Annotated in this window: 22 protein-coding genes; 6 read left to right on the forward strand and 16 right to left on the reverse strand. The window is 65.3% G+C overall.

All coding sequences use genetic code 11. The annotated features are described in order from the left end of the window. Positions 1 to 6: 6 nt before the first annotated feature. The 3 genes from IQ16_RS10145 to IQ16_RS10155 all read right to left on the reverse strand — a co-directional run bounded on the left by IQ16_RS10145 (position 7) and on the right by IQ16_RS10155 (position 2,066). Entirely contained in the window at positions 7 to 1,140 is a 1,134-nt protein-coding gene (locus IQ16_RS10145; RefSeq protein ID WP_018645822.1) for a glycosyltransferase family 2 protein, read from the reverse strand. A gap of 240 nt (positions 1,141 to 1,380) precedes the next feature. Next, positions 1,381 to 1,581 (reverse strand): hypothetical protein, encoded by a 201-nt coding sequence (locus tag IQ16_RS10150; RefSeq protein WP_018645823.1) that lies wholly within the window; start codon positions 1,579 to 1,581, stop codon positions 1,381 to 1,383. Positions 1,582 to 1,670: 89 nt separating this feature from the next. Next, the gene (locus IQ16_RS10155; RefSeq protein WP_018645824.1) at positions 1,671 to 2,066 is read right to left on the reverse strand and encodes a hypothetical protein; all 396 of its coding nucleotides are present in this window, start codon (positions 2,064 to 2,066) and stop codon (positions 1,671 to 1,673) included. Positions 2,067 to 2,170: 104 nt separating this feature from the next. On the opposite strand from IQ16_RS10155, the gene IQ16_RS10160 reads away from it, so the two are divergent. Together IQ16_RS10160 and IQ16_RS10165 are read left to right on the forward strand one after the other, a co-directional pair. Further along, the gene (locus tag IQ16_RS10160; RefSeq protein WP_018645825.1) at positions 2,171 to 3,007 is read left to right on the forward strand and encodes a DUF72 domain-containing protein; all 837 of its coding nucleotides are present in this window, start codon (positions 2,171 to 2,173) and stop codon (positions 3,005 to 3,007) included. 9 nt (positions 3,008 to 3,016) lie between these two features. Beyond that, entirely contained in the window at positions 3,017 to 3,478 is a 462-nt protein-coding gene (locus tag IQ16_RS10165; RefSeq protein ID WP_018645826.1) for a DUF488 domain-containing protein, read from the forward strand. 105 nt (positions 3,479 to 3,583) lie between these two features. Here IQ16_RS10165 and IQ16_RS10170 read toward each other — a convergent pair whose 3' ends face one another. The 6 genes from IQ16_RS10170 to IQ16_RS10200 all read right to left on the reverse strand — a co-directional run bounded on the left by IQ16_RS10170 (position 3,584) and on the right by IQ16_RS10200 (position 10,028). Next, positions 3,584 to 4,498, reverse strand: coding sequence for a PhzF family phenazine biosynthesis protein (locus IQ16_RS10170; RefSeq protein WP_026312437.1), 915 nt, complete (start codon positions 4,496 to 4,498; stop codon positions 3,584 to 3,586). Between the two features lie 559 nt (positions 4,499 to 5,057). Continuing rightward, entirely contained in the window at positions 5,058 to 6,362 is a 1,305-nt protein-coding gene (locus IQ16_RS10180) for an adenylate/guanylate cyclase domain-containing protein (protein ID WP_018645829.1), read from the reverse strand. 108 nt (positions 6,363 to 6,470) lie between these two features. Next, positions 6,471 to 7,634 (reverse strand): ABC transporter permease, encoded by a 1,164-nt coding sequence (locus tag IQ16_RS10185; protein WP_018645830.1) that lies wholly within the window; start codon positions 7,632 to 7,634, stop codon positions 6,471 to 6,473. Next, the gene (locus tag IQ16_RS10190; protein WP_018645831.1) at positions 7,631 to 8,563 is read right to left on the reverse strand and encodes an ABC transporter ATP-binding protein; all 933 of its coding nucleotides are present in this window, start codon (positions 8,561 to 8,563) and stop codon (positions 7,631 to 7,633) included. The genes IQ16_RS10185 and IQ16_RS10190 overlap by 4 nt, the downstream gene beginning before the upstream one ends. Beyond that, complete coding sequence (locus IQ16_RS10195) at positions 8,560 to 9,348, reverse strand: HlyD family secretion protein (RefSeq protein WP_018645832.1); 789 nt, start codon at positions 9,346 to 9,348, stop codon at positions 8,560 to 8,562. Before IQ16_RS10195 ends, IQ16_RS10190 begins: the two co-directional genes overlap by 4 nt. Continuing rightward, positions 9,345 to 10,028 carry a TetR/AcrR family transcriptional regulator gene (locus IQ16_RS10200; RefSeq protein WP_018645833.1) on the reverse strand — a complete coding sequence of 228 codons (684 nt, stop codon included), beginning with the start codon at positions 10,026 to 10,028 and terminating at the stop codon, positions 9,345 to 9,347. The genes IQ16_RS10195 and IQ16_RS10200 overlap by 4 nt, the downstream gene beginning before the upstream one ends. A 108-nt stretch (positions 10,029 to 10,136) precedes the next feature. Here IQ16_RS10200 and IQ16_RS10205 point away from each other — a divergent pair, with 108 nt between their 5' ends. The 3 genes from IQ16_RS10205 to IQ16_RS10215 are packed head-to-tail and all read left to right on the forward strand — an operon-like array spanning position 10,137 to position 11,356. Beyond that, a complete protein-coding gene (locus tag IQ16_RS10205; RefSeq protein ID WP_018645834.1) occupies positions 10,137 to 10,472 on the forward strand; it encodes an ArsR/SmtB family transcription factor in 336 nt (111 codons plus the stop codon). Further along, a complete protein-coding gene (locus IQ16_RS10210; protein WP_018645835.1) occupies positions 10,469 to 10,930 on the forward strand; it encodes an SRPBCC family protein in 462 nt (153 codons plus the stop codon). The genes IQ16_RS10205 and IQ16_RS10210 overlap by 4 nt, the downstream gene beginning before the upstream one ends. A gap of 12 nt (positions 10,931 to 10,942) precedes the next feature. After that, positions 10,943 to 11,356 (forward strand): GFA family protein, encoded by a 414-nt coding sequence (locus IQ16_RS10215; RefSeq protein ID WP_018645836.1) that lies wholly within the window; start codon positions 10,943 to 10,945, stop codon positions 11,354 to 11,356. 4 nt (positions 11,357 to 11,360) lie between these two features. Here IQ16_RS10215 and adhP read toward each other — a convergent pair whose 3' ends face one another. The 3 genes from adhP to IQ16_RS10230 form a co-directional block, all read right to left on the reverse strand. Continuing rightward, on the reverse strand, positions 11,361 to 12,386 hold the full coding sequence (adhP, locus tag IQ16_RS10220; protein WP_018645837.1) for an alcohol dehydrogenase AdhP: 1,026 nt from the start codon (positions 12,384 to 12,386) through the stop codon (positions 11,361 to 11,363). Positions 12,387 to 12,533: 147 nt separating this feature from the next. Next, the gene (locus IQ16_RS10225) at positions 12,534 to 12,944 is read right to left on the reverse strand and encodes a DUF2000 family protein (RefSeq protein WP_026312438.1); all 411 of its coding nucleotides are present in this window, start codon (positions 12,942 to 12,944) and stop codon (positions 12,534 to 12,536) included. A 120-nt stretch (positions 12,945 to 13,064) separates the two neighbouring features. Next, positions 13,065 to 13,454 (reverse strand): DUF4189 domain-containing protein, encoded by a 390-nt coding sequence (locus tag IQ16_RS10230; RefSeq protein WP_018645839.1) that lies wholly within the window; start codon positions 13,452 to 13,454, stop codon positions 13,065 to 13,067. 177 nt (positions 13,455 to 13,631) lie between these two features. Here IQ16_RS10230 and IQ16_RS10235 point away from each other — a divergent pair, with 177 nt between their 5' ends. Beyond that, complete coding sequence (locus IQ16_RS10235; RefSeq protein WP_018645840.1) at positions 13,632 to 14,123, forward strand: avidin/streptavidin family protein; 492 nt, start codon at positions 13,632 to 13,634, stop codon at positions 14,121 to 14,123. Positions 14,124 to 14,289: 166 nt separating this feature from the next. On the opposite strand, the gene IQ16_RS10240 is transcribed toward IQ16_RS10235, so the two are convergent. The 4 genes from IQ16_RS10240 to IQ16_RS10255 are packed head-to-tail and all read right to left on the reverse strand — an operon-like array spanning position 14,290 to position 18,131. Continuing rightward, positions 14,290 to 15,894: an NTP transferase domain-containing protein gene (locus IQ16_RS10240; protein WP_018645841.1), complete on the reverse strand. Its 1,605-nt coding sequence runs from the start codon at positions 15,892 to 15,894 to the stop codon at positions 14,290 to 14,292. Then, on the reverse strand, positions 15,891 to 16,592 hold the full coding sequence (locus IQ16_RS10245) for an XdhC family protein (RefSeq protein WP_018645842.1): 702 nt from the start codon (positions 16,590 to 16,592) through the stop codon (positions 15,891 to 15,893). The genes IQ16_RS10240 and IQ16_RS10245 overlap by 4 nt, the downstream gene beginning before the upstream one ends. A 2-nt stretch (positions 16,593 to 16,594) precedes the next feature. Beyond that, positions 16,595 to 16,918, reverse strand: a complete 324-nt coding sequence (locus tag IQ16_RS10250; RefSeq protein WP_008564652.1) for an XdhC family protein — start codon at positions 16,916 to 16,918, stop codon at positions 16,595 to 16,597. A 10-nt stretch (positions 16,919 to 16,928) separates the two neighbouring features. Then, entirely contained in the window at positions 16,929 to 18,131 is a 1,203-nt protein-coding gene (locus tag IQ16_RS10255; RefSeq protein ID WP_018645843.1) for a vWA domain-containing protein, read from the reverse strand. Between the last annotated feature and the right edge of the window lie 122 nt (positions 18,132 to 18,253).

Here is an 18,253-nt window from a genome sequence, read left to right on the forward strand (position 1 = left end):
CTCGCGCTATTTCTTGCGCCAGACGAACAGTCCGGACATCGCGTAGTTCCACACCACGCCCATCAGCGCGCCGGCCATACCGGCCAGCCACCAGATCGGCTCCTGGTCGTAGACCGAGAAGGCGACGCCGACATTGGCGAGCAGACCGACGCTGCACACGATGTAGAAGGCGATCAGGCCGCGCAGCAGCGCAAAGCCCTTCAGCCGCTGGTCGCGATAGGTGAGGAAGTTGTTGAGGATGAAGTTGCTGGTCATGGCGACGATGGCGCCGGCGGCCTGCGCCTCCGCGAACGGCGCCTTGAACAGCTGGAGGGCGATGAACAGCGTGGTGAGGTGCACCACGAGGCCGATGCCGCCGACCATCGCGAACAGGATGAAGCGCAGCGAGACGATGTCGTTGGTCAGCTTGGCCAGCACCAGGCCCAGGAAGTCGAGCGCGACCATGGAATCGAGCTTGCTCTCGCCATGCTGGCGGGCGCCGAACGTGTAGGGAATCTCGACGGCGCGCAAGCCGCCATGGGCGGTCGCGACGACGTCGAGCAGGATCTTGAAGCCGTGCACCGACAGCTTTGGCGCGAGCTGCTCGAAACGGTCGCGGCGGATCATGAAGAAGCCGCTCATGGGATCGGCGATCTCGACCCGCAGCATCTTCCTGGCGACCTCGGTCGCCAGTGCGCTGGCGCCGGCGCGCTGCTTGTTGAAGCCTTCGCTCTTGTAGCCCTCGATATAGCGGCTGCCGACCACGAGCTCGGCCTGGTCGCTGGCGAGCAGCAGCAGCATCTTCGGCAGTTGCGTCTCGTCGTGCTGGAGGTCGGCGTCGATCACGGCCACATAGGGCGCGCTGGAGGCCAGGATGCCCTCGATACAGGCGCCAGACAGGCCACGGCGGCCGATGCGGCGCACGCAGCGCACGCGGCTGTCGCGCTGCGCCAGTTCGCGCACGACGTCCCAGGTGCCGTCGGGCGAATTGTCGTCGACGAACACGACTTCCCAGGCGACGTTGACGAGCGCCGCCTCCAGGCGCCGGTACAGCACCGTGACGTTGTCGCGCTCGTTGAAGGTCGGGACGATGACCGACAGTTCCGGCCCCTCTTGAGCCTGCGGCGGATGGTCGGAGCCCGGTCTGATCGCTTCATTCATGACGGCAGCGTATATCCGCCGCGTCCTGCGCTGCCAAGCCGGGGTTTTGAGGGGGGACGGGCCAAAACGGGCCCTAAAATGCCAACGACCCCGGAACGGCGGACCGCGCGTACATCCGGCGCAGGCCCAAGCTATTCCAAGGTCGTCCCAGCGCCGGAGTATTTCTCTCAACGTCGCCGTTAGAAGCTAGATGGGGACGGCAAAACCGCTTTTCAAGGGGACAAAAGCCCCTTTCCGGGATTAGTTCGGGACTTCCTTGATTACCGGGCCCCGCGGCGCGGGCGCGGCAGGGGCTGCGGGTGCCGCAGCAGGAGCCGGCTCGGCCTTGGCCGGCTTGGGAGGCTTGCCGTACTGGCCGATCGGCCCGAAGACCACGGCGACCGCAAGCACGACCGCCGCGACGATCGCGCCCAGAATGCCCCCCACCGACTCAGACGACATGGAAACCCATCCCTGTTCCAGATGCGGCGAGTGATACCACGGATGAACACGGCGCCGGAAGGCCCCCGGGACTGCGGCGGTCGATCGAGCTATTTCTGCGGCGGCCTGTGCTTGACGAAGGCCGTCACGATGTCCTTCTGCGCCGACTCCACCGCCCTGTTCGCGGTCGCGAGATGGGCGCCGGCATCGATGTTCGGATATTGGGTGGTGAGATAGTCCAGCAGGGCCACACGGTAATATTGCCGCTCGGACGGACAGGCCCCTGCGACCGAGCGGCCGAATTCCTGCTCCGACAGGCCTTGATTCGAGTCGCGCGAATATTCCCGCGCCAGGCAATGCCAGTAATCGTCGCGGCCCTGCATGGCGAGCTTCTGCGCGTTCTTGTCGTCGTCATCGTCCGCCATTGCACTAGAGGTCATGGCACCAGACGTCATGGCAGCAGATGTCATCATCATGAGCGCCGCTCCCACCATCAGCATCCGCATCTTGTTCTCCTTCTGCGCAGACGATCTTCGCGAGCTTAGACGGGACGCGGCAACTGGCCAATCACAACTGGTTTGATTAGGATGCCGGCCTCCCCTCCACGTCGATGCGAGATCCTTCCGTGGCCAAAGCAAAAACCGTGTCCAAAAAATCCGGCAACATCTTCATCGGCATCGGCGGCTGGACCTTCGAGCCCTGGCGCGGCGTGTTCTATCCGGAGAAGCTGACGCAGGCCAAGGAGCTGTCCTACGCCGCTTCGAAGCTGACCTCGATCGAGATCAACGGCACCTATTACGGCTCGCAGAAGCCGGAGAGCTTTCGCAAATGGGCGAGCGAGGTGCCTGATGGCTTCGTGTTCTCGGTGAAGGGACCACGCTTCGCCACCAACCGCCGCGTGCTGGCCGAGGCCGGCGACTCCATCAAGCGGTTTTACGATTCCGGCGTGCTGGAACTCGGCGATCATCTCGGCCCCGTGCTGTGGCAGTTCGCGCCGACCAAGAAATTCGACGGCGCCGATTTCGGCAAGTTCTTGGAGCTGCTGCCGCGCAAGCTCGACGGGCGCGCGCTGCGCCACGTGGTCGAGGTCCGCCACGACAGCTTCTGCACGCCCGATTTCGTCGCGCTGATCCGCGAGTTCGAGACGCCGGTGGTGTTCGCCGAGCACGGCAAATATCCGGCGATCGCCGACGTTGCCGGCAATTTCGTCTATGCGCGGTTGCAGAAGGGCAATGACGAGATCAAGACCTGCTATCCGCCGAAGCAGCTCGATGCCTGGGCGGAGCGCTTCAAGGATTGGGCTTCAGGCAGTGAACCGGACGATCTGCCGAAGGTTGACAAGACCAAGCCCAAGAAGGAGCCGCGCGACGTATTTGCCTACGTCATCCACGAGGGCAAGGTACGCGCACCGCATGGCGCCATGGAACTGATCGCGCGGGTGAGCTGAGGATGGTTCATGGCAAGGGCGAAGAAGCTGTTCACCATCGGCTATGAGCAGACACCGCCCAAGGCGGTGCTCGACGAGCTGGAAGAGGCAGGCGTCAAGCTCGTCGTCGACGTGCGCGCGGTGACGTCATCGCGCCGGCCGGGCTTTTCCAAGAAACAACTGTCCGCCGGACTCGACGAGCGCGGCATCGCCTATGTCCATCTCGCAGCCCTCGGCACGCCGAAGGAGGGCCGCCTTGCCGCGCGCAGTGGACAATACGGCGCGCTGGAGAAGATCTATTCAAAGCACCTGAAGACGCCGCAGGCGAAGGAAGAGATGGACGAGCTATCGGCGCTGGTGAAGAAGGCCGGCCCGGTGTGCCTGCTCTGCTACGAGCGCGACCACACCCACTGCCACCGCCAGATGATCGCGGAGATCATCGAGGAGCGCGATGGGGTGACGGTGAAGAATCTGGCGGGGCGGCAGGTGTAGCTGGCTCGTTCTGTAGCCCGGATGGAGCGAAGCGTAATCCGGGACCTTTGTCCCGCGCAGGGATCGCCCCGGATTACGCTTCGCTCCATCCGGGCTACGAATCTCCTACCCTTCCCCCGCCAGCTTGAACGTCCCCTCCATCATCTGCACGCAGCTGCCGCCGACATGAGCGGACACAACCTTGCCGCCCTGCTTGCGCACGCGCGTCAGCAGCAGGCTCGGCCGGCCCATGTCAAACCCCTGGCCGACCGTGAGCTTCAGCTCGCCGTCGCGGGTGGGATCGAGATCGGCGAACAGTGCGGCTGCGGCTACCGTGGCGCTGCCGGTGGCGGGATCTTCGGCGAGACCGCCGGCGCCGCGCATGAACATCCGCGCCTGCCGCTCGCTGGGCGCCTCCGCTGCGGGCACATCGCGCGTGTAGAACCACACCGAGCGGGCGTCGTCGCGCGGCAGGACCCTGCCGAACGCGGCCGCGTCGGGCCTTGCCCGCTTGAGCGCATCGCGCGAATGCACCTCCGCCACCAGGAACGGCGTTCCGACGCCGACGACCTGCGGCGCATGGTGATCGGTCCTGATGTCGTCAGCCGTCAAGGAGATGCAAGCCGCGACGTCAGCGGCTGAAACCTCCGCCAGCCGCGACAGCGGCTGCGGCGCGGTGAGCTCGGTACTGATCACCCTGCCCTGCTCGCGCACGATGTCGACCGGTACCAGCCCCGCCTTCTCCTCGAACAGAAGGCGCGGTTTCGGCTCCTTCGCAAGACTCGCCAGCACGAAGGAGGTGCCGACATTGGGATGGCCGGCGAACGGCATCTCCCTCACCGGCGTGAAGATGCGCACCTCGGCATCATTGGCCTTGTCGCGCGGCGGCAAAACGAAGGTCGTCTCGGAATAGTTGAACTCGGTGGCGATCGCCTGCATCTGCGCGGTCGACAGGCCGCCGGCGTCGAGCACCACGGCGAGCTGGTTACCGCCGAAGGCGCGGTCGGTGAACACGTCGACGGTGATGTAGCGGCGCTGCATCTTTCGCTTCCCCATGCAAATGGCGGCCACGACCGGCCGCATCGCGCAGCACTCTACAAGCCGAAAACATCGCTCGTCATGCCCCAAAATTCGGAGCAATCGGAGCAATGGCATTGACGTGTTCGAAGCTGACGAGCCGCAGCAATTCGCGAAGCCGGGCTAGCGATTTCGCCAGCCCGACATCGTCGGTCGTGATCGTTAGTAGGCGTACGAGTAGCCCGTGTTCGGCAGGCAGGGGGGCTGCGTGTAGGGCGCAGAGGCAAACGAACCCTCTGCCGGAGCCCTGACACAGGAGTCGGTCGCTGCTTGGGTTACAGCAGCGCGCGGCGGGGTAGCGTGGCGCACCGATGCGGCCTGAGTCTGGGTGGCGGCGGCGGCGATCAGGACGGCCGCAACAAGGATCAATCGGGTCATTGGCTTTCTCCGGGTGACAAATGAAAGCCGAGACGTTTCGGCTTCCACAGTGCAGGACCCGGAAGCTAGCAGGGATATTTCATCACGCGTCTTCAAGGCAGCGCGACTACGCTTCAACGCAGCGCGACTCACATTTGAAGGCGCCCTACCCCAGCTGAAACACCGCGACCTTCTGCTCGTAGCCGCGCACCTCGACCTCTCCGAGCGCGACGGCATCGTCGCCGTCCGCGCCCAGCGCGTCGCGCACGGATGCGGAGATCAGGAGCTGCGAGCCGAAATCCTTGTTCAGCGCCTCCAGGCGCGAAGCAAAATTCACGGTGTCGCCGATCACCGTGTATTCCTTGCGCCGGGGCGAGCCGATGTTGCCGGCGACGACCTCGCCGAAATGGATGCCGATGCCGATCCGCAGCGGCCAGCTCGTCTCCGCGTTGATGTGGTCCATGGCGGTCAGCATCTCGCGGCCGGCGGCAACCGCGCGGTGAGCGGCGTCGGAAGCCTCCAGCGGCGCGCCGAACAGCGCAAGGAAGCCGTCGCCCAAAAACTTGTTCACGATGCCGCCCTGGCGGTCGAGGATGTCGACCAGCACCGCGAAGGCGCCGTCGAGCCGGTCGACGACCTCTTGCGGGGTGCGCGACTGCGCCCCGGCGGTGAAGCCGCGGAAATCGACGAACATCACCGCGACGCGGCGGACATCGCCGCCCGCGCTGGTTCCTGCAGCCATCAGCCGCTCCACCACTTGCGGGGACACGTGCTGGCCGAACAGGTTCGTCACCCGGTCGCGCGCGGTGGCGGCTGCAATGCTCGCGGCAAACTGGCGGCGGAGCTGTGCGCCGACGGAGCCCGCGAGCACGCCGCAGATCAGGATGATGGTGCTGCGCACCGCGTGGAAATAGGTCTGCGGCTCGCCGAAGCTCGAGGAATCATAGATCGAGGCGACGACGAACAGCTGGGCGGCCGCAACGAATCCGGTGAAGGTGGAGAGCCAGAAATCGAGCCGCAGGGTCGAGAGGATGACGAAGATGAAATAGATCAGCGGCACCGCGAAGCCGAGCGCCTGGGTTGCGCCCATGGTCCGGATCTGCAGGATCAGGATCACCGTGGGCATCGAGGTCTCGATCAGCGCGCCGATATAGCGCCTGACAACCGGCAGGTCGCGGTCGAGCTTGAGGTTCTTCCTGATCTGGGTATGGATCCAGACCTCGAACAGAATGAAGCCGACGAGCAGACCGTAGACCTCGGCGAGCCCCTCGGTGCCGCGCCAGACCCGGTTCACCACGACGGGATCGACCAGGTAGATCGCGGTGAGGAACAACATCATGACGCAGCCCGTCATGATCAGCGCCCTCACCCGCAACAGCTCGGTGCGCAGCACCTCGCGCGTCAGCTCGCGCTCGAAATCCTCGGACAAGGCGGCATGCTGCCGCATCTTCCTGCTCGCAAACCGGACCATTCCACCCCCTGGTCATTCCGGGGCGCGACGCAGTCGCGAACCCGGAATCTCGAGATTCCGGGTTCGCGCCACGCGTGCCCCGGAATGACTCTCAAGGGCCAGTTTGCCTCAATCCAGCGTGCGGCGGAAGCGCGTCACGGCGATGGTCATGGCGATCAGCATCAGGGCCGCCAGCGCCAGCGCGTCGAAGCGCAGGTTCTCCATGGTCGCGCCTTTGAGCATGATGGCACGCACGATGCGCAGGTAGTGGGTCAGCGGCAGGGCCTCGCCGACATATTGCGCCCAGGCCGGCATCCCGGCGAACGGGAACATGAAGCCGGAGAGCAGAATGCTCGGCAGGAAGAACATCATCGACATCTGCATCGCCTGGAGCTGGTTCTGCACCAATGTCGAGATGGTGTAGCCGATCGACAGATTGGTGGTGATGAACAGCGTCGAGAGCAGCGCCAGCAGGAACAGATTGCCGAGCACGGGCACGCCGAACAGGCCGACGCCGATGCCGATGATCAGGAAGGCCTGGACGAATCCGACCAGCACGTAAGGGATGATCTTGCCGAACATCACCTCGACCGGCTTGATCGGCATCGACAACAGGCTCTCCATGGTGCCGCGCTCGACCTCGCGCGTGACCGAAAGCGCGGTGAAGATCAGCATGGTCATGGTGAGGATGGTGCCGACGAGGCCCGGCACGATGTTGAGGCTCGAAGCTGCGGCGGGATTGTAGCGGGCATGTGCGCGGATCTCGAACGGCATCTCCGGGGGATCGCCGATGTAGAGATCGTGCTTGAGCGCGGTCTGCACGACCATACCAAGCGAGCCGATCGCCGAACTCGCCGCAACCGGATCGGTGGCGTCGGCCGCGACCAGCAGCGCCGGCTTGTCGCCGCGCCGCACCGCCCGCTCGAAGCCGCGCGGGATCTCGACGCCGAACAGCACCTTGCCGGACTTCAAGAGATTGTCGAAATCATCGACGTCGTGCACCTCGTAGAGGAAACGGAAATAGGCGGTGTTCTCCAGCGCCTTCAGGATCGAGCGGGCGAGATCGCTGTCTTCCTGCAGCAGTACTGCGCTCGGAAGACGGTGCGGCGTGGTGTTGATGGCATAGCCGAACAACAGGAGCTGCATCACCGGCAGCATCACGATCATCGCGAACGAGACGCGGTCGCGCCGGAGCTGGATGAATTCCTTGATCAGCATCGCGTATGAGCGCTTCCAGAAGCCGAAGCGTTCGCGGATTTCGTGCGTTGGGGCGGGTTGATCGGCTGCGCTCATTGGAAATTGTCCCTGGAGCGGCTCATCAGCTCGATGAACACGTCTTCGAGCGACGGCGACGATTTATGCCAGTGCAGACCGCCCTTGTCGCGCCACGGCGCGATGCTGGCTTCGAGAGCGGCGACGTCGCGCCCCGAAACGTGCAGCGAGGTCCCGAACGGCGCCACCATGTCCACGCCCGGCTTGCCGGTGAGCGCGGCCGTGAGCCCGTTCAGGTTCTCGCCCGTGACGGTGTAGGTCGTGAGCGCCGATTTCGCGATCACCTCCTCCACCGTGCCGTGCGCGAGCAGATGGCCGTAGGCGATGTAGGCGATCTCGTGACAGCGCTCGGCTTCGTCCATGTAGTGGGTCGAGACCAGCACGGTGAGGCCGTCGGCCGCGAGCGCATGGATCTCGTTCCAGAAATCGCGCCGCGCCTTGGGATCGACGCCCGCCGTCGGCTCGTCCAGCAGCAGCAGTTTTGGGCTCGGCAGCGTGCAGGCCCCGAGTGCAAGCCGCTGCTTCCAGCCGCCGGAGAGTTCGCCGGCAAGCTGCTCCTCGCGCCCCGAAAGCCCGAGCCGCTTGATCATGTCACGTGCCGCGCCGCGCGCGTCGGTGAGGCCATAGAGCCGCGCGACGAATTCGAGATTCTCCCGCACCGACAGATCCTGGTACAGGCTGAAGCGCTGGGTCATGTAGCCGACCTGGCGCTTGATCTTCTCGGCATCACGCCGGATGTCGTAGCCGAGACAGGTACCCTCGCCGCTGTCGGGCGTGAGCAGGCCGCAGAGGATGCGGATGGTGGTGGTCTTGCCAGAACCGTTCGGCCCGAGGAAGCCGTAGATCGAGCCGCGCTTCACCTGCATCGACAGATCATGCACGACCTCGCGGCCGCCGAACGATTTCGTCAGCCCCTTGACGTCGATGGCGATGCCGCTATCGCCGTTCATCGCTTGTCCGCCACGGGTGTCTTGGGGTTGAGGTAGACGTCGATCGGCTGCCCGACGCGAAGAGCGTCGGGACGCGAGGGCCGCGCCTGGATCAGATAGACGAGCTTGTTGCGCTCCTCGAGGCTGTAGATGACAGGCGGGGTGTATTCCGCCGAGGTCGCGATGAAGTAGATCTTCGCGGTGAGATCGGCGGCGCAATTGTCGCAGGCGATCCGCACGGTATCGCCGATTGTAAGCTTCGGCAGCTCGGTCTCCGGCACGAAGAAGCGCAGCTTCATGTTGCCGGGCGGCATGATCGAGAGCACCGGCCGCTGCGCCGCCACCATCTCGCCTTCACGGAAATAGATCTGCTGGATGGTGCCGGCAACCGGCGCAAAGCCCTTGCGCCGCGCCATGCGCGTCTCCGACGTCGCCACCCGCGCTTCGGCCACGCGCAGGGCGGAGACGGCCGAGTCCAGATTGGCCTGCGTGCCGGAGCCGGTCTTGTTCAACGAGGCTGCACGGTCATAAGTCTGCTGCGCATTCGCCAGCGTCGCCTTGTTCTGGTTGAGATCGGCAAGCTGGAGGTCGTCGTCGACCGAATAGAGCTGATCGCCGACCTTGACCTCGTCGCCCTCGCGCACGCCAAGCTTCGTCACCCGGCCCGCTTCATCGGGGCTGACAAAGATCATGTCGGCCTCGACCCAGCCTTGGAAGCCGGGATCGCGCTTCTCCTTGCATCCGGCGAGGCCGGTTGCGAGCACGAGCGCCAATGCAAATGCAGAAAGTACCCGCGACGACCTCATGTCGTCCTCCGTTCGCCAAAAATCAAATCAAGATGGACGCGCAGCATGTCCTGCGCGTCGAGCGGCGCATGCCGCGCAAACAGGCTCTGCCAGATCACCGCAATCATCGCGGGCGCGACCAGGATCTGCGGATAGCGTGCGAGATCCTTCTCGCGGATCTCGCCGCGGGCGATCCCGAGCTCGATCAGCGCGCGCATGGCGGCGATCCCGCGCGAGACGACCTCACGGTAGTAGAAGTCGGCGACCGCTGGGAAACGCGGCCCCTCCGCCACGATCAGGCGCACGAGATCGCCACGCTTCGTGCCGATCACCTCCTTGAGGAAGTTGCCGGCGAAGGCTTCGATGAGGTCGCGTACCGAGCCCGCCGGGGGCGGCAGCGCCGTCAGGCGCGCCACGACAGGCACGATGACGATGCGCACCAACTCCTCGAACATCGATTCCTTGTCCTTGAAGTGCAGGTAGATCGTTCCCTTGGCGACGCCTGCGCGCTTGGCGATGTCGTCGAGCCGGGTCGCGGCAAAGCCGCGCGCGATGAATTCCTCCATCGCCGCCTCCACGATCGCCGCACGCCGCTCCGCCGCGCGCGTGGCGCGGTTCGAGGCGGGTACTTCCACGCTGCCAGGCGCAGAGCCCTTAACGCTGGCGTGCGTTGCGGACGCTTTGGTCGGCTTCTTGGTCATTCGCAATATATGACTGACTGGTCAGTCATAGTCAAGACAGTGCAGCAGTCCTATTCCAGCCGATGAATTAGCCTTGACTAATGCATTAGCCATTGCTAATTGAATTGCATGATTGAAGCCGCCCCAAACCCCGTCACCACGGTGATGCGCGCCCTCGCCGATCCGACGCGGCGCGCCGTGTTCGAGCGTGTGTTCGAGAGCAAGGAGATCAGCGTTGCCGACCTGACGCGCGGCAGCGGCGTCACGCAAGGAGCGATCTCGCAGCACCTGAAGTCGTTGAAGCAGGCCGGCCTCGTCGCCGAGCGCGCCGAGGGCCGCAACGTCTACTACCGCGCCGCGCCACAAGGACTCGAGCCGCTGGTGACCTGGATGGATCATTACGGCGTTTTCTGGCGCGAGCGCTTCCAGAACCTGCGTGACCTCTTGAAGGAGATCGATCCGTGAGTGCAGCCGCGTTGAAAGCCGAAACAAGAGACATCGTCATCGACGAGGTCTTCCCTCACACCGCCGAGACAATCTGGAAGGCGCTGACCAGCGCGCAGTTGATCGCGCGCTGGCTGATGCAGCCGACCGGCTTCGAGGCCGTCGAAGGCAACGCCTTCACGTTCCAGACCAAACCGGGCGGCAACTGGGACGGCGTGATCCATTGCCGCGTTCTCGAGGTCGTACCGAACCGCCGCCTCGTCTATGCCTGGAACGGCGGCGATGAGCGCAACACCGGTTACGGCGCGCCGCTCGACACCGTCGTGACCTGGTCCCTCATCCCGGTCGAGGCCGGCACGCGGATCCGCCTGGTTCACGCCGGCTTCGTTCTGCCCAGAAACGAGTCGGCCTACACGGTGATGAGCGGCGGCTGGAAGAAGGTCGTGCGCCAGCTCGACGAGATCAGCGGCGAAGAGTGAGGAGATATCGCGATGGACAAACCCTATACCGGCGGCTGCGCCTGCGGCGCGATCCGCTATTCGATCCTCGGTGAGCCGCTGTTCAGCAATCACTGCCAGTGCCGGGACTGCCAGCGGGAAAGCGGCAGCGGCCACGGCTCCTATGCGACCTTCGCGCGCGCCGGCGTCACGCTGAGCGGCGAGGCAAAGCACTGGGACATGGTCGGCGACAGCGGCAACGTGAAGTCGCGCGGCTTCTGTCCGCAGTGCGGCCTGCCGGTCTACCTGACCTTCGCCGCCATGCCCGACATCTTCACCATCCGCGCCGCGAGCCTCGACGAGCCCGCCCGCTACAAGCCGCAGGCGGTGACCTACGCCGCGCGCGGGCATGGCTGGGATCAGCTCGACCCGGACTTGCCGAAGTTCGAAGGCATGCCGCCGGGGTGAGGTGCTAGCCAAAGTCCAGTACCATGCGACCGTCGATCTTGCCGGCCTTCATGCGATCGAAGACGTTGTTGATCTCGGCGAGCGGCACCTTCGTCACTTCGGCCTTGACCTTGCCGTCGGCGGCGAAGGCGATGGCTTCGTCGAGGTCGCGGCGGGTGCCGACGATGGAGCCGCGCACGGTGATGCGCTTGAGCACGACGTCGAAGATCGGCGTCGGGAATTCGCCCGGCGGCAGGCCGACGAGGCTGACGGTGCCCTTGCGCCGGACCATCTTCAGCGCCTGGGCGAAGGCCGGGGTCGAGACCGCTGTCACCAGCACGCCGTGGGCTCCGCCTCCGGTTGCCGCCAGCACCTTGTCCACCGCATCGGCTGCAAGCGCGTTCACAGCGAGATCGGCGCCAGTCTCGCGCGCGAGCTTGAGCTTGTCTTCGGCGATGTCGACGGCGGCGACCTTGAGTCCCATCGCCTTGGCGTACTGGACCGCGACATGGCCGAGCCCGCCGACGCCCGAGATCACGACCCACTCGCCGGGCTTTGCCTCGGTCTCCTTCAAGCCCTTGTAGGTGGTGACGCCGGCGCAGAGGATCGGCGCGACGCCGGCGAAATCGATCGTTGCCGGCAGCTTGGCCGCGAAGGCGGCCGAGGCAATGACATATTCGGCGAAGCCGCCGTTCACGCTGTAGCCGGTGTTGTGCTGGTGCTCGCACAGCGTCTCCCAGCCGGTCTCGCAATATTCGCAAGCCATGCAGGCGTCGTGCAGCCAGGCGACGCCGACGGCATCGCCGACCTTTAGATTCTTCACGCCGGGCCCGAGCGCTGCGACGATGCCGGCGGCTTCATGGCCGGGGATGAAGGGCGGAACCGGCTTCACCGGCCAGTCGCCGGACGCCGCGTGCAGATCGGTGTGGCAGACGCCGCAGGCCTTGACCTTGACCAGAACCTCGCCGGGACCGGGCTGCGGCACCGACACCTCCTCGATCACCAGCGGCTTGCCGAATTGTTTGACGACTGCGGCTTTCATGGTGGGCATGGGTCTGCTCCGTCTAGATTGCGGAAACAGACTAGCGGCGACGGGCGCTGCGCCCTTGATTGGAGTCAAACCGCACAAAGTTTACGCAAAGCGCTCGCGCGATCGTGACATGGCGATGACAACGCGGCGCAAAGCGTGACAGGCCTATCAGCTGTGGAACTTGAGGCCGTCGACGATCTTGTCGATCACCTTGCGCTCGGCACGCATCGCGATGCCGACGAGATTGAGATCGTTGCGGGCCACCGCCCTCACCGCCTCGCGATTGGCGGCGTCATGCGTGGTCTTGAACATGTCCTCGGTGTAGACGGCAGGCTTGACGTTGCGCGTGAGCGCGCGGTCGAGCGCGCGCGACAGCGCGGGGCCATCGGCGCCGTAGATCAGGATCGGCTGGCCGATCAGCGAGAGATATTTCGTGCTTGAAGCGTCCTCATAGGGCTCGCCGATGCATTCAGGAAACGCAGCCGCGATGCCGCTGGTGAGAAAGGCCGCAACGTTGAGCTTCTGCCAGGCCTGCAGGTCGGTGCGGATCACGACGGCGATCTTGGTGTCGAACTGCATGCATGTCTCCACAAATTGTCATTCCGGGATGCGCCGTCAGGCGCAGACCCGGAATCTGGAGATTATCGCACGAGATTCCGGGTTCGCGCTACGCGCGCCCCGGAATGACTGAGCCAGAAATCAACCCTTGGCGTCGCAAGCCCAGGCGCGGATCACGCATTCCTTGCCGCCGTATTTGTAGCATTCGCGCGTTGCGGCGTTGAGCGAGGCCGAGATCTTCGGCTTGACGGCATAGCCGTAAGCGCCGCAGGGGTTGGTCATGTCGACCGACATCGCGGCGCAGGCGCGCTTCATCGTCACGGTGGTGCAGTCGCCCTTGCACTGCTTCTGCGCCGCGGCGCGGGCCTCGTGCTCGGCACCATAATCAAAGGCCTGGCCATAGGCGCCGCACTTGCCGACTGCAAAGGCGCCGGCCGCGTGAGCATTCGTGATGTGGCGGGCACCGGCAACACAGACCGACAGCGCAAAGAAAAACATCGCGCAACGGCGCGCGACGACGTTCGAAGCCATGGAAAAAACCCCTCACCCCCAAGGCAGGTGGAGGGAACTCTAAGCGCCGGTCGTTTCGACTTGGTGAACGAGTGGTTGAAAAGCCATGCCGGAATAGTGATGCACTTTATAGTTGTAATTCCAAACTGCGTTATTTAAGGTCGTGGAGCGCCAAGCAGAGAGCCGGAGGAGACGATCATGCGTCCAATCAATGCTGTGCTGTTCGGAATCATTACGTCGGCCTGTCTGATCGGGCCCCTGCCTGCGCATGCGCAGTCGGTGAACTGGACCTGGACCAACCAGTACGGCTCGACGCTGGCCATCACCAGCTTCAACCAGAACACGGGCGCGATCGCGGGGACCTACACCAACAATGCAGCGAGCAGTTGCGATGAGGGCAAGCCGCAGGGCGTGACGGGCTGGCTGGCCTACGGCAACACCGGCACCGCCATCAGCTTCTCGGTGAACTTCCTCGGCTGCGGCTCGACCACCGTCTGGACCGGACAGCTCAATAACTCATCTGGATTCCAGGGACTGTGGTATCTGTCCCTCGGCGAGGCCGTCGCATGGAACGGCATCAGCGCGGGCGCCGACACCTTCACGTTCTCAAGCGGCGACAAGGCCCTGCTGACGAAGAGCGGCGTCGACCTGAAGGCCGCCAGCGAGAAGCTGTCGAACACGAAAAAATAGGCGAGCAACGCACGCCGTGCGTAGGGTGGATTAGCTCGCGGCTGCGCGAAGCGCAGTCCGCACGGCGTAATCCACCACCTTCGTTCGGCAAACGCGGAAACATGGTGGGTTACGCCCAGCGCCCGCGCTTCGCGCAGCCGCAAGGCTAAGCCACCCTACGGCAGCTTCATCCCCGTCTCGCCGCTTCCAATGCCTGCGGCGTGTCGATGTCGAGGAAGGCGCTCTCACCATCCACCGGCACTTCGGCGACCGCCTCGGTGTGCTTGGCGATCAGATGCCGCGCGCCGACATCGCCGTCGAGCGTCATCAACTCCTTGAAGAAACGGCGCGACCACAGCACGGGATTGCCGCGGCGGCCTTCGCTGACGGGCACGACGATGAGGTTGCCGCGGTCCGGCGCAAAACTGTCGATCAGGCGATCGATCAGACCGGCATCGATCAGCGGCATGTCGCCGAGGCAAACCAGGGCGCCATCGCAGGTCTCCGGCACGGCCGCGATGCCGGCCTTGACCGAGCTGGCGATACCGCCGGCGAAATCCGGATTCCTGACGAATTTCACCTTCAGACCTTGCAGCGCCTGCTCGACCAGCTCGGTCTGGTGGCCGGTCACGACGATCACCTCGGATGCTTTCGAAGCCAGCGCCTGCTCGGTGGCGATCCGCACCAGCTTCTTGCCGTCGAGCTCGGCGAGCAGCTTGTTCGGCCCGCCCATGCGCGTGGAACGGCCGGCCGCGAGCACGATGGCGGCGACCTGGCTGTTGCCCTCGGGCTCCGGCTGGGCGCGGGGCTGCGGTCGCGTCACGATCTCCATCAAGAGGCCGCCGACGCCCATGCCCATCAGCTCGGACCGCGTCACCTTGATGCCGGCGAGGAGCCGCATCAGGACCCAGTCGAACCCGTTCTCGACCGGCGAGCGCGCGCAGCCCGGCGCGCCCAGCACCGGCACATTGCCGGCGCGGGCGATCAGCAAGAGATTGCCGGGATCGACCGGCATGCCGAAATGCTCGATCTCGCCGCCGATTCCGGTGACGGCCGCGGGGATCACGTCACGACGGTCGGCGATCGCGGAAGCCCCGAACACGATGACGAGCTCGGCGCCGAGGCCGAGCAATTCCTTGATCGCGGCCGACAGCGCGCGCTCGTCGTGCTGGACCCGCCGCTCGGCGATGATGCTGGCGCCGGCCGGCGCAAGGCGCTCGGCGGTGACGCGTAGCGTCTTGTCGATCACCTTGGACGACAGGCCCGGCAGCAGCGTCGAGACGACGCCGACGCGCTGGATCACGTAAGGCGCGATCTTCAGGACGTCCTTGCCCGCAGCCTTCACCGCAGCATCGCGCAGGCTTCCTTCGACGCCGAACGGGATGATCTTGACGGTGCCGACCATCTCGCCCTCGACCACCGGCTTGTAGGCGGTGAGCGTCGCAAAGGTGATGGCCTCGTCGATATTGTTGATGCGGTCGACCGCGGCGCGATCGATCACCAGCACGCCCGGCTGCGCGGCGAACAGATTGGCGCGGCCGGTGAAGGCGCGCTCGACATGGATGCCCTCGCCGCCGACGGCAAGCGCGATGCTGGCGGCCGCGACGTCCTCGGAGACGTCGCCCGCCTCCATGCGCACCACGACGATGTCCTTGATGCCGGCGCGCTCGAGCGACTCGACCTCGGCAGGGCCAATCGTCGTGCCCTTCTTCAGCACCAGCGGTCCCTGGCGCAGGGTGTGGACGGTCACCCCGCCGATCGCATCCCTGGGGCTCGCCGGGCCGAACTTCATGCCGCTTCTTCTTTTTCTTTGGGAGGCAGGCGTAGCACCGCCGTGATCTCAGCCATGATCGACACCGCGATCTCGGACGGCGAGACCGCACCGATCGCAAGGCCAATCGGCGCGTGGATGCGCGCGATGTCGCTTTCCTTGGCGCCCTGCGCCCGCAGCCGGTCGCCGCGCTTGGCATGCGTCTTCCGCGAGCCGAGCGCGCCGATATAGAAGCAGTTGCGCTCGAAGGCGTGCAGCAGCGCGGGATCGTCGATCTTGGGATCGTGCGTCACCGCGACGAACGCCGTATAGGCATCGACATTGAGCGGCGGCAGCGCGGTGTCGGGCCATTCGGCAACAAGCGGAATGTCGGGGAAGCGCTCGGGGCTCGCAAACGCGGTGCGGGGATCGACGACGGTGACGTCATAGCCGAGCGAGCGCGCCAGCGGCGCCAGCGCCTGGCTGATATGGACCGCGCCGATGATCACGAGCTTTGCGGTCGGCGCGTAGACGTTGAGGAAGAGTTTCTTGCCGCCGACCTCGACATTGGCGCTCTTGCCCATGCGAAGCTGCTTTTCCAGTTCAGCCCGCAGCGGGTCTTTTGCGAAGTCCGCAGCCTTCACCAGGCGCTGCTCGCCACTCTCGGTGTCGGTGACCAGGATCACGGGCCGACGCGCGGCGCGCTCGGCATTGAGTTCGTGCAGGATCGCGAGCTTCACGGCTAGCCGACCTTCTCGACGAAGACGCGGATGGTACCGCCGCAGGACAGCCCGACATTCCAAGCGGTCTCGTCGGCGACGCCGAATTCCAGCATCTTGGGCTTGCCGCTCTCGATCACGTCCATGGCCTCGGTGACCACGGCGCCCTCGACGCAGCCGCCCGAGACGGAGCCCAGGAAGGTGCCCTCGTCGTTGATGACGAGGCTGGAGCCCGCCGGGCGCGGGGCCGAGCCCCAGGTCTCCACAACCGTCGCCAGCGCGACGCCACGGCCGGCCTTCTGCCAGTCCTCCGCCGCCTTCAGGATATCCTCGTCGCGATCGAGCATGGCTGGCCTCTCAAGCTGCGGAGCGGATCAGGCTGCGATGATGCGGCGGCAGCGGCTGGGAGAGCGTGGTGATCAGCTCCTGGATCGAACTCAAATTATGTACCGGGCGGAATTCGTCAACGTGCGGAAGCATCATTTTGATGCCCTGGGCCTTGGCCTCGAAGCCGCCGAACCGCAACAGCGGGTTGAGCCAGATCAGCCGCCGGCAGGACCGGTGCAGCCGGTCCATCTCGAAGGCGAGCCTGGAATCGGCCTCCCGCTCCAGCCCGTCGGAGATCAGGAGCACAATGGCGCCCTGGCTCAGCACCCGGCGCGCCCACAATTTGTTGAAGTTGTGCAGCGAGGCCGAGATCCGCGTGCCGCCGGCCCAGTCCTCGACCGAGGCCGAGCAGCTCGCCAGCGCCTCGTCCGGATCGCGCTGGCGCAGCGCGCGGGTTACGTTGGTGAGGCGCGTGCCGAACAGGAACACCGAGACGCGTTTTCGCGCATCCGTGATCGCATGCAGGAAATGCAGGAACAGGCGGGTGTATTCGCTCATCGATCCCGAGATGTCGAGCAGCGCGACGATCGGCGCCGGCTTCTCGATTCGGCCGAGGCGATGGATGTCGATGATTTCGCCGCCGGTGCGTAAAGATGCGCGCAGCGTGCGGCGGAGGTCGAGGCGCAGGCCGCGAGCGTCGGGCCGATGCCGGCGCGTCAGCAGCTCGGCCTGCGGCAGATGCATCCGCTCGACGGCATGGAGCGCCTCGGTGATCTCCGCCGCGCTCATCTGCGCGAAATCCTTCTTCTGAAGGATCTCCTTGTCCGAGACCGACAGGCGCAGATCCTGCTCCTGGTGCTGCGGCGTCTCGGTCATGCGCGGCTGCGACATCGCCTCCTGGACGCGGCGCGCGCCGGCCTGCGGCTTCTTCTTGGCCTGCTCCGGCAGCGGCACCGAATCCAGCATGTGCTTCCATTCTTCCGAGGCCCGGAAGAACAGGTTGAAGGCCTGCTTGAAGATCAGCGCATGCTCGTGGCGCTTGACGAAGATCGCCTCGAGCGTGGTGAAGACATCCGACCGGTTGCCGATGTCGATCACCTGCAGCGCGCTCATGGCATCGATGACGGCGCCGGGCCCGACCGGCATGCCCGCAGAGCGCAACGCGCGGGCGAAGCCGACGATGTTGTCGGCGAACTGCTCGGTCTGCTCGGGGGCAAGGTGGTTGATGGCCATGGTCTCGTATCCATCCCCTCGTCATTCCGGGGCGCGCCACTTGGCGCGAGCCCGGAATCCATACTCCCGATCGTGGTTATGGATTCCGGGCTCGACGCTTGCGCGTCGCCCCGGAATGACGG

Source organism: Bradyrhizobium huanghuaihaiense (assembly GCF_007830635.1).
GTDB classification, from domain to species: Bacteria; Pseudomonadota; Alphaproteobacteria; order Rhizobiales; family Xanthobacteraceae; genus Bradyrhizobium; species Bradyrhizobium huanghuaihaiense.

Excerpts from the sequence above, each read along its gene's own strand:
- IQ16_RS10145 (WP_018645822.1), bottom strand. The coding sequence starts at position 1,140 with ATGAATGAAGCGATCAGACCGGGCTCCGACCATCCGCCGCAGGCTCAA.
- IQ16_RS10150 (WP_018645823.1), bottom strand. The coding sequence starts at position 1,581 with ATGTCGTCTGAGTCGGTGGGGGGCATTCTGGGCGCGATCGTCGCGGCG.
- IQ16_RS10155 (WP_018645824.1), bottom strand. The coding sequence starts at position 2,066 with ATGCGGATGCTGATGGTGGGAGCGGCGCTCATGATGATGACATCTGCT.
- IQ16_RS10160 (WP_018645825.1), top strand. The coding sequence starts at position 2,171 with ATGCGAGATCCTTCCGTGGCCAAAGCAAAAACCGTGTCCAAAAAATCC.
- IQ16_RS10165 (WP_018645826.1), top strand. The coding sequence starts at position 3,017 with ATGGCAAGGGCGAAGAAGCTGTTCACCATCGGCTATGAGCAGACACCG.
- IQ16_RS10170 (WP_026312437.1), bottom strand. The coding sequence starts at position 4,498 with ATGCAGCGCCGCTACATCACCGTCGACGTGTTCACCGACCGCGCCTTC.
- IQ16_RS10180 (WP_018645829.1), bottom strand. The coding sequence starts at position 6,362 with ATGGTCCGGTTTGCGAGCAGGAAGATGCGGCAGCATGCCGCCTTGTCC.
- IQ16_RS10185 (WP_018645830.1), bottom strand. The coding sequence starts at position 7,634 with ATGAGCGCAGCCGATCAACCCGCCCCAACGCACGAAATCCGCGAACGC.
- IQ16_RS10190 (WP_018645831.1), bottom strand. The coding sequence starts at position 8,563 with ATGAACGGCGATAGCGGCATCGCCATCGACGTCAAGGGGCTGACGAAA.
- IQ16_RS10195 (WP_018645832.1), bottom strand. The coding sequence starts at position 9,348 with ATGAGGTCGTCGCGGGTACTTTCTGCATTTGCATTGGCGCTCGTGCTC.
- IQ16_RS10200 (WP_018645833.1), bottom strand. The coding sequence starts at position 10,028 with ATGACCAAGAAGCCGACCAAAGCGTCCGCAACGCACGCCAGCGTTAAG.
- IQ16_RS10205 (WP_018645834.1), top strand. The coding sequence starts at position 10,137 with ATGATTGAAGCCGCCCCAAACCCCGTCACCACGGTGATGCGCGCCCTC.
- IQ16_RS10215 (WP_018645836.1), top strand. The coding sequence starts at position 10,943 with ATGGACAAACCCTATACCGGCGGCTGCGCCTGCGGCGCGATCCGCTAT.
- adhP (WP_018645837.1), bottom strand. The coding sequence starts at position 12,386 with ATGCCCACCATGAAAGCCGCAGTCGTCAAACAATTCGGCAAGCCGCTG.
- IQ16_RS10225 (WP_026312438.1), bottom strand. The coding sequence starts at position 12,944 with ATGCAGTTCGACACCAAGATCGCCGTCGTGATCCGCACCGACCTGCAG.
- IQ16_RS10230 (WP_018645839.1), bottom strand. The coding sequence starts at position 13,454 with ATGGCTTCGAACGTCGTCGCGCGCCGTTGCGCGATGTTTTTCTTTGCG.
- IQ16_RS10235 (WP_018645840.1), top strand. The coding sequence starts at position 13,632 with ATGCGTCCAATCAATGCTGTGCTGTTCGGAATCATTACGTCGGCCTGT.
- IQ16_RS10240 (WP_018645841.1), bottom strand. The coding sequence starts at position 15,894 with ATGAAGTTCGGCCCGGCGAGCCCCAGGGATGCGATCGGCGGGGTGACC.
- IQ16_RS10250 (WP_008564652.1), bottom strand. The coding sequence starts at position 16,918 with ATGCTCGATCGCGACGAGGATATCCTGAAGGCGGCGGAGGACTGGCAG.
- IQ16_RS10255 (WP_018645843.1), bottom strand. The coding sequence starts at position 18,131 with ATGGCCATCAACCACCTTGCCCCCGAGCAGACCGAGCAGTTCGCCGAC.